The 8,093-nt window shown below is 43.3% G+C and carries 7 protein-coding genes; 4 read left to right on the forward strand and 3 right to left on the reverse strand.

Annotated features, from left to right (window positions below; genetic code table 11):
- Positions 1-482 precede the first annotated feature (482 nt).
- Positions 483-2,429: an amino acid transporter gene (locus Q0541_RS16630; RefSeq protein WP_298912078.1), complete on the forward strand. Its 1,947-nt coding sequence runs from the start codon at positions 483-485 to the stop codon at positions 2,427-2,429.
- Between the two features lie 33 nt (positions 2,430-2,462).
- Entirely contained in the window at positions 2,463-3,068 is a 606-nt protein-coding gene (locus Q0541_RS16635) for a Uma2 family endonuclease (protein ID WP_298912081.1), read from the forward strand.
- 106 nt (positions 3,069-3,174) lie between these two features.
- On the opposite strand, the gene Q0541_RS16640 is transcribed toward Q0541_RS16635, so the two are convergent.
- Complete coding sequence (locus Q0541_RS16640) at positions 3,175-3,948, reverse strand: SDR family oxidoreductase (RefSeq protein WP_298912084.1); 774 nt, start codon at positions 3,946-3,948, stop codon at positions 3,175-3,177.
- Positions 3,949-4,113: 165 nt separating this feature from the next.
- On the reverse strand, positions 4,114-4,953 hold the full coding sequence (locus Q0541_RS16645; RefSeq protein ID WP_298912087.1) for a nuclear transport factor 2 family protein: 840 nt from the start codon (positions 4,951-4,953) through the stop codon (positions 4,114-4,116).
- Between the two features lie 84 nt (positions 4,954-5,037).
- On the opposite strand from Q0541_RS16645, the gene murG reads away from it, so the two are divergent.
- Both murG and Q0541_RS16655 read left to right on the forward strand, forming a co-directional pair.
- Positions 5,038-6,111 carry an undecaprenyldiphospho-muramoylpentapeptide beta-N-acetylglucosaminyltransferase gene (gene murG, locus Q0541_RS16650; protein WP_298912090.1) on the forward strand — a complete coding sequence of 358 codons (1,074 nt, stop codon included), beginning with the start codon at positions 5,038-5,040 and terminating at the stop codon, positions 6,109-6,111.
- 38 nt (positions 6,112-6,149) lie between these two features.
- The gene (locus Q0541_RS16655) at positions 6,150-7,466 is read left to right on the forward strand and encodes a hypothetical protein (RefSeq protein WP_298912102.1); all 1,317 of its coding nucleotides are present in this window, start codon (positions 6,150-6,152) and stop codon (positions 7,464-7,466) included.
- Between the two features lie 46 nt (positions 7,467-7,512).
- Here Q0541_RS16655 and Q0541_RS16660 read toward each other — a convergent pair whose 3' ends face one another.
- Entirely contained in the window at positions 7,513-7,878 is a 366-nt protein-coding gene (locus Q0541_RS16660) for a VOC family protein (protein ID WP_298912093.1), read from the reverse strand.
- Positions 7,879-8,093: the final 215 nt, after the last annotated feature.

Raw genomic sequence — 8,093 nt, forward strand, 5'->3', positions numbered from 1 at the left:
TTTTGGTAACATCAAAGCCTCTCAAAGTTAACCCTCCGAGCAAGCCTTCCCTACATTCGCGCAGCGGCATGATCTGCGGGAATGGGGGTTTCAAAGCCTCTCTCCCTATGGAAGAGAGGAATGGAAGCGGGGTTTATAGTATACTTTGCGACTTTTCAAACATCCACTTAGGGCAGATTTGTTAATTGCATACCTGACTTATTTCGCAGCGCCTTTTTTAGAACTAATGCAGCTTGAAGATGCTAAGGATGCGAAAGCTTTCATCCGAAAATATACAGAGACAAGATTGATTCTTCCCATACCATAAGCTGCTATTTATCTTGATCCGCCAGACAATTACTAGCAGCTACTATATATTTTGTAAATTGGACAGGATGCTTAACATACAATAATAGTGCTATATATTTGTAGTTCCAAATTTTAATAAACTACGAAAGCTTAAAAATATCACAAAGCCGACTTTTGCAACACAACCGTATTTGATGGCTAAATCAATTGTTTCAACAAAACGCCTCAGCAGACAGTTAATCCGCTGGTTGCTTCAAGAAGACCGACGAGGGAAGGAAAGACCTCACCGCAAGCAAGAAATACATCGCCAGCATCCTTGGTGGCAGGTGATGTGCTTGACTGGTGTAGATTATTTCTCGACTCTTGGTTATCAACCTGGGATTGCAGCACTGGCAGCTGGCGCTCTTTCTCCTGTGGCTACCCTGGTTCTGGTTTTGCTGACGCTCTTTGGAGCATTACCAATCTATCGGCGCATTGCTGCCGAAAGCCCTCATGGTGAAGGGTCGATCGCAATGTTAGAGCGTTTGCTCCCCTGGTGGCAAGGCAAATTACTTGTGCTGTGCCTACTCGGCTTTGTCGCAACCGACTTTATTATTACCATTACCTTATCGGCTGCTGATGCTACAGCCCATATCATTGAAAATCCGCTGGCTCCAAATTGGCTTCACAATCAGACGATCGCAATCACCCTGGTATTAGTTGCATTACTAGGTGCAGTTTTCCTCAAAGGTTTCCGAGAAGCAATTGGTATTGCAGTAATTTTGGTGGGAGTTTATCTGGTGTTAAACTTCATTGTCGTTGGCGTCGGTCTGTATCAGATTCTAACTCACCCTGAAGCGATCGCTAACTGGCAGACTGCACTTTTTGCCAGCCATTCCAACCCTTTGATCCTAATCGGTATCGCTCTTTTGATATTCCCTAAGCTAGCACTGGGATTATCAGGCTTTGAGACTGGCGTGACCGTTATGGGTCTGGTAAAAGGGAGCAGCACTGACACTCAAGAGCATTCCAAAGGGCGGCTTCGGAATACACGCAAGCTGCTCACCACTGCTGCTGTGATTATGAGCTTCTTTTTGCTCACCACCAGCTTTATAACCACTCTCCTGATTCCCGCTGCACAATTTGCATCTGGGGGCAAAGCCAACGGACGCGCCCTTGCTTATTTAGCCCATCTGCATCTAGGCAATGTCTTTGGCACAATTTACGATCTAAGTACTATTTCCATTTTGTGGTTTGCAGGTGCATCTGCAATGGCAGGGCTGCTGAATATTGTGCCTCGCTACCTACCACGCTATGGCATGGCACCCAATTGGGCCCGAGTAACGCGACCTTTAGTGTTAGTCTACACAGCGATCGCTTTTGTGGTCACAATTATCTTCCGGGCAAATGTGGAAGCCCAAGGTGGGGCTTACGCAACTGGTGTGCTTGTATTGATTACCTCAGCAGCCTTTGCCGTCACCCTATCAGCCCACCGTCACAGAGAGAAGCGGGCAAGACTCCTCTTTGCAATCATCACACTGTTGTTTATATATACTACTGTTGTCAATATCATCGAAAGACCAGAAGGGATTAGGATCGCTGGGTTTTTCATCGGGGCGATCATTTTTACCTCGCTGGTTTCTCGTGTTTGGCGTTCAACGGAACTGCGAACAGAGCGGATCGAAGTTGACGAACTTGCTGGTCAATTCCTTGCCGAAGAGAGCCAGGGAGCAATCCGGCTGATTGCAAATCGGTTGAATAAGGGCGATGTCCTAGAGTATTTTATGAAAGAGAAAGAGGTACGCGAGGACAACCATATTCCATCCAACGATCCAATTCTGTTTCTAGAAATTAAGGTATCCGATGCTTCGGAATTTGCGGATGTCATCAAAGTAAAAGGGGTGCAAGTTGGTGATTACCACATCCTCCGGGCTGAAAGTGCAGCAGTACCTAATGCGATCGCGGCTTTACTGCTCTATATTCGTGACCAAACAGGTAAGATTCCCCATGCCTACTTCGGCTGGGTTGAGGGCAACCCTATACAATACTTACTGCGTTTTATCTTGTTTGGGGAGGGTGATATTGCTGTGGTCACCCGTGAAGTACTCCGTCGGGCTGAAAAGAATCCCCACAGGCGTCCTGGCGTTCATGTCGGGGGGTAATTATCATGGTTGATTGAAGAGGGCATTGACTTGATGACATATATCTTTGCAAAAACCCTTACCTTTGCAGATTTTCTCTCTCAATACCGAGATAATCCCCGCTATGAGCTGGCAGATGGAGAACTAATTGATATGGAACCCACTGGCCGGCACGAAACGGTGAGTGGCAAACTTGCAACCCAAATTGGTATCTACCTTGTTGCAGAACAACTTCCCTGGTTTATTCCTCGCACTTGTTTAATTTACCCCTTTGCAGATGCAGCTACAGCTCGTCGTCCTGATGTCGTAGTTCTTGATGAAACTGTTCTCAACCGTGAACCCCTTTGGGAACGAAAACCTGTAATTACACTGGGGCGATCCATTAAACTGGTGGTTGAAGTTGTTAGCACCAAATGGGAAACTGACTATGCTCGCAAGGTTGAGGAATATGCCCTCTTAGGCATTCCTGAATATTGGATTGTGGATTATCGAGGATTAGGCGGTGTGGCATTTATTGGTAAACCCAAACAACCTACCTTTACTGTCTGTCAACTGGTTGAAGACATTTATACTCAACAAAAATATCGGCTGAACCAATCAATTAACTCACCGCTTTTGCCTAGTCTCCAACTTCGCTTAGATGATATTTTGCCTCGTTAAGTGTAGGTGCAGAAAAATAGTGAGAAGCGACGCCAAATAGCCCGTCGTAGACATCGCCTGATTTAAAACCATCTGAAGAAATGCGATCGCCTTAAGGAGGTTACTTTTATGTTCGCCGATTAACTAGGGTAGCGTTAGCTTGGTCAACAGGCATCAGCACAACTTCATTAATATTGACATGGGGCGATCGCGTCACGCAGAAAAATATCACATCAGCCACATCATCTGCTGTCAGGGGTGTAACTCCCTGGTAGACTTTGTTGGCGCGTTCAGTATCTCCGTGAAAGCGCACCTCACTAAATTCCGTTTCTACCATCCCAGGGTCAACGGAAGTTACACGGACTCGCGTTCCCAACAAGTCTTGTTTTAAACCTTCAGAAATTGCTCTCACAGCTGCTTTGGTAGCACAGTAGACATTGCCTCCGGGATAGGTTTGATGTCCGGCAATGGAACCTAAATTTACCACATGACCGCGCTCGCGACTCACCATTCCGGGAACGACATAACGGGAAAGGTAAAGTAAACCCTTAACGTTAGTATCAATCATGTCTTCCCAGTCTTGAAAGCTGCCTTCGTGCAACTTGTCTAAACCACGACTTAGACCAGCATTGTTAATGAGAATGTCGATGTCAGACCAGGCAGAGGGGAGAGTAGAAATGGCAGATTCAACAGCGTTGCGATCGCGCACATCTAGTTGTAACAAATAAATTTCAGTACTAAAATCTTTACTGAGAGTATCTGCTAGCTGCTGCAAACGTTCTAACCGTCGTGCCGCTAGGATTAATTTTGCACCAGCACCAGCAAAGATTTTGGCACAAGCAGTACCAATACCACTACTTGCACCAGTGATCAAAATGATTTGATTTTGTAGAGAAGTCATTAGGATAGTTAGGAGTGAGGAGTTAACAGTTATGAATTATGAATTAGCAGAAGTTTCATCGTTCATAATTTATCATCAGTCGGTCTATAACTCCTAACTCCTGTACAGACGCGATTAATCGCGTCTCTCCTTCTAACTCTTGTACAGACGCGATTAATCGCGTCTCTACTTCTTCACTATTTGCAGGCGCTGAGTCACCATTGTCATCCCATTACCCCGCAGGATGACAGCAGAAACCCATTGGCTACCAGGGGTAGATGGTGCTTGTCCCGTTTTAAACAGTCCGCCAGATGTCAGTAATTCCAAATCCACGGGTGTGGGGTTGAGAAATTTCTCTGGTTGGATAGATTCCTCTAGCGCCGTTCCTAGTAGAAAATCATCACCAAGTGGTTCTTGGATGATCGCATCAAAATTATACTTCTGACCAACTAGTACCTGCTGTGGTAATTTAATATCAATTTGGGGCGGCTTGCTGCCAGAGGTAAGTAGGGTGCGTTCTGCCAAAACGTCTTGGCGGATGATTTTTCCACCTACAATGCGCTGACGCGATTTAATCGTGGCATTAAGAGCCAAATTATTGCTGTTACCGGAGGGTAAGCCAGTTATCTTCGTTTCTGTTTCAGCAATAATCCCATTGCCTTCAGATTTTGAAGATAGCAGTTTCGTGCTGTATTGCAATTTGGGATATCGTTGCCAAAGTGAAATCAAAGACTTTTGCAGAGTTTGGAGGTTTAATCCATCCCCATGAGTGAAATTGGGGCTGTAGTATTGCAACACCCCTTTGACATCGCCCTGGCTGGCGGCTGCATCAACTTGCGTCAACAGGTTTTTCAGATTGGCTGGTGCATTTTGGGCTGTAGTGGCTTGGACTAATTGCTGTGGTGTCGTCGCTTGAGTGCGTTCCCAACCACTTGTTAAACCAAGGGTTAGCAGGAAGGAAACCATCCAGATATTTGCTGGAAATCTGAGTTGGCGTCTCACTAAGGCGGTAATAATGTTAGTCATTGGTAAGAGTTTACTGATTTGATGAGAGAAAGTAAGGAAATTGTTTTATCTTAGTTAAGCTAGGCGCTAAACGGTAAAGGTTTGATGGCAAACGCACCGACACGATTATTAATAGCTGCCAGTGGGACTGGTGGACACTTGTTTCCAGCGATCGCACTGGCAGAAAAACTTCCAGATTATCAAATAGAATGGCTGGGAGTACCCAATCGGCTAGAAACTCAACTTGTCCCCAAACAGTATCCCTTGAATACTATTGCAGTTGAAGGGTTTCAGCAAGGGTTTGGACTCTCCTCGGTTCGCACCTTGGGTAAACTTGCCCTTTCGATTCTGGAAGTTAGACGAATTCTCAAACAGGGAAATTTTCAAGGGGTGTTTACCACAGGAGGTTACATTGCTGGGCCAGCAGTTATTGCGGCGCGTTCCGTCGGTTTACCCGTGGTTTTCCACGAATCTAACGCAATACCTGGTAAAGTAACTCGCTTTTTTGGCCCTTGGTGTAATGCGGTAGCCTTGGGATTTGAAGTAGCTGCTAAATATTTACCCCGTGCAAAAAATGTCTGTGTTGGCACTCCTGTGCGATCGCAATTTCTTGATGGAACAATTGATGCACCCTTGGATTTAGCCATTCCTGAGGGTGTTCCCTTAATTGTCGTATTTGGTGGTAGCCAAGGTGCAGTTGTGGTTAATAAGTTGGTGCGCGAATCTGCAAACGCTTGGTTTGATGCTGGTGTCTATGTAGTACACTTAACTGGCGATCGCGATCCAGAAGCCGATAGTCTCAAACATCCACAGTACATAGCCTTACCTTTTTACAACAATATGGCGGCGTTGTTGCAACGAGCAACTCTTGCTATTAGTCGTTCTGGCGCAGGTAGCTTGACAGAATTGGCAGTGTGTGGAACGCCAGCGATTTTGATTCCTTACCCCTTTGCCGCAGAAGACCATCAATCTTATAATGCAGACGTATTTACAAAGGCTGGTGCGGCGTTAACACTGAAGCAATCGGAATTGACAGCACAAGCATTGCAAAGTAATGTATTAAATTTGTTGCAGTCACCGCAAGAGTTAGCAAAGATGGGGGAAAAAGCAAAGGCGATCGCAGTTCCCGATAGTGCCGAAAAGTTGGCGCAATTAGTGCGTGAGGTGATAGAAACATAACGTTGATTATTTAGCATTAGAAATTGATTTTCCAAGCTATGAAGATCCTATTCAACCAAAAATTTCGCTTGACAGTAGGTTGTGCTGCTTTATTACTTGTCAGTTTAGCCAGTAGCCATCTATATACTCAGTTAAAAACTAAACAGCTAGCTCAACAAGATCAGTCCTTTACTCTGCAAGAAAATTTTGCCCCACTTCAATCACAAATTTCCCTCACATCAAAATTTAAAAATGCTTTTGTTGCTCAACAAACATCTAGTGAGATTATTGGGAAGCAAAACGCTTTTTCATCTCAGCCGGATTTAATATCAGCATCTGCACCCTATCCAGTTGTCGATGAGTTCAAAAAATATAAATTTAGGATTAATGGTAGCCAGGTTGTTACTCCAGGGAAATTACCAAGTAGTAAGGTTAACTTCCCTCAAGGAGATTTATTAACCGTTCTTGTTAATACTAGAAAATATTTTCAAGACTACTCTTCAGAAGACCCAGATATTCTGCGTACAGGAATACTTGCCACTCAAGGGGTTACTGTGCAAGATGTTCTCAAAACTTTAGATTTTATGATTGTTGTCTTAAAGGAGGATATTGCTAATAATCGAGCTACTCGTTTACAAGACCCTAAATTTATCAATAATAATTTTCGAGTCATTAAATGGTCTGCCTACAACCCAAATAATAAACAGCTAAAACAGTTACGAATTACCGAATATGCTGTCTTTACTCACTCCGGTTCTCGCAATAAAACTTCTACTTTTAATACACCCATTTATAGCTTAAAAGAAAACTCTAATAACGATAAGTTTTACACTAGATACACAAAGCAAGATGTTTTGTCCGGCATTTATGAACCAGGTGGTAGAGAATTTGGAAAAGTTACAAGTCTCGCTTATCTGACCAGAAATGGCTTAGAAGAAGCAATTATGGAAGGAACAATCCTGATTAATTTTACAGATGGTTATAAGGCATTTTTTAATGTAGATAGAAATAATGGAATGTCTTATATTCGCGGATTGAAGGCAACAGCACAAAAGCGTTATTGGTATTTTAGAGAAGTTGATGCTATTAAAGGCTATGGATACAAAATAGATGCAAAAATCTCTATCAAACCCGGAGTCACTTTTGCTGGAGATGTTTTGAACATCGGTTTAGGTAAAGTGGTTGTGATTGAGCATACTCAAGGTGGTCGCAAACATCTGCAAATGGGAGTTATAGCTGATACAGGCGGAGCATTTTTACCCAATCTTTATCAACTCGATTTTTTGGCAGGTATTTTTAAGAATAAAAAACAATTTGGGCAGCATATCACGCAATTGCCTGAGTATGCTACAGCATATTTTTTAGTAAAGAAGTAATGCATTGACTGTGCCAATTTTAGATTTTAGACTTGATGTCAAAAATCTACGCACGAGTCAACAGTTCTAGGTTATGACCATTAGGGTCATAGAAATAGAAGCCACGACCTTCCTTCCTGTGGTTAATTTGTCCTTTATTTCGATGCATGGGGTCACTACTGTATTCAATACCTGCGTCTTTGACACGTGCAAAAATTGCATCAAATTCCTCATCACTGACATGGAATGCATAATGATGCGACTCGAACGCATCAGCGTCGGCGAAGTCGAGCGTCAGTGCATCATTTATATGTACAGCAGCGAAGTAACCAACGGGAACCTCGACCTTTAAACCAAAAATTTTTGCAAAGAACCTTGCTGATGCTTGCTTGTCATGTACAGGCACTATGGTGTGATTTAAAGTAATTGTCATGTCACACCTCTTCTCCTAATTTCGGTAGTAATCAATATCAACTCTCTATTCAGAGTCGATAACAACTCTATTTTATCTTTTCAGCGCTGACACCAGAGTAAACCTATATAAATTCTGTGTTCAATGTGTTTGGAACACCTGCAAACACTCAATTTAACTCTTAAATAAGCAAAACTAATAACTTTTATCAGCTTTCCTGAAGTAATAAAACTTGA

Origin of the sequence: uncultured Nostoc sp., assembly GCF_937863485.1 — a bacterium.
In the GTDB taxonomy this organism is placed as follows: Bacteria; Cyanobacteriota; Cyanobacteriia; order Cyanobacteriales; family Nostocaceae; genus Nostoc.

Bases quoted from the DNA above. Each gene is read 5' to 3' on its own strand.
- Q0541_RS16630 (WP_298912078.1), top strand. From the start codon at position 483: ATGGCTAAATCAATTGTTTCAACAAAACGCCTCAGCAGACAGTTAATC.
- Q0541_RS16635 (WP_298912081.1), top strand. From the start codon at position 2,463: ATGACATATATCTTTGCAAAAACCCTTACCTTTGCAGATTTTCTCTCT.
- Q0541_RS16640 (WP_298912084.1), bottom strand. From the start codon at position 3,948: ATGACTTCTCTACAAAATCAAATCATTTTGATCACTGGTGCAAGTAGT.
- Q0541_RS16645 (WP_298912087.1), bottom strand. From the start codon at position 4,953: ATGACTAACATTATTACCGCCTTAGTGAGACGCCAACTCAGATTTCCA.
- murG (WP_298912090.1), top strand. From the start codon at position 5,038: ATGGCAAACGCACCGACACGATTATTAATAGCTGCCAGTGGGACTGGT.
- Q0541_RS16655 (WP_298912102.1), top strand. From the start codon at position 6,150: ATGAAGATCCTATTCAACCAAAAATTTCGCTTGACAGTAGGTTGTGCT.
- Q0541_RS16660 (WP_298912093.1), bottom strand. From the start codon at position 7,878: ATGACAATTACTTTAAATCACACCATAGTGCCTGTACATGACAAGCAA.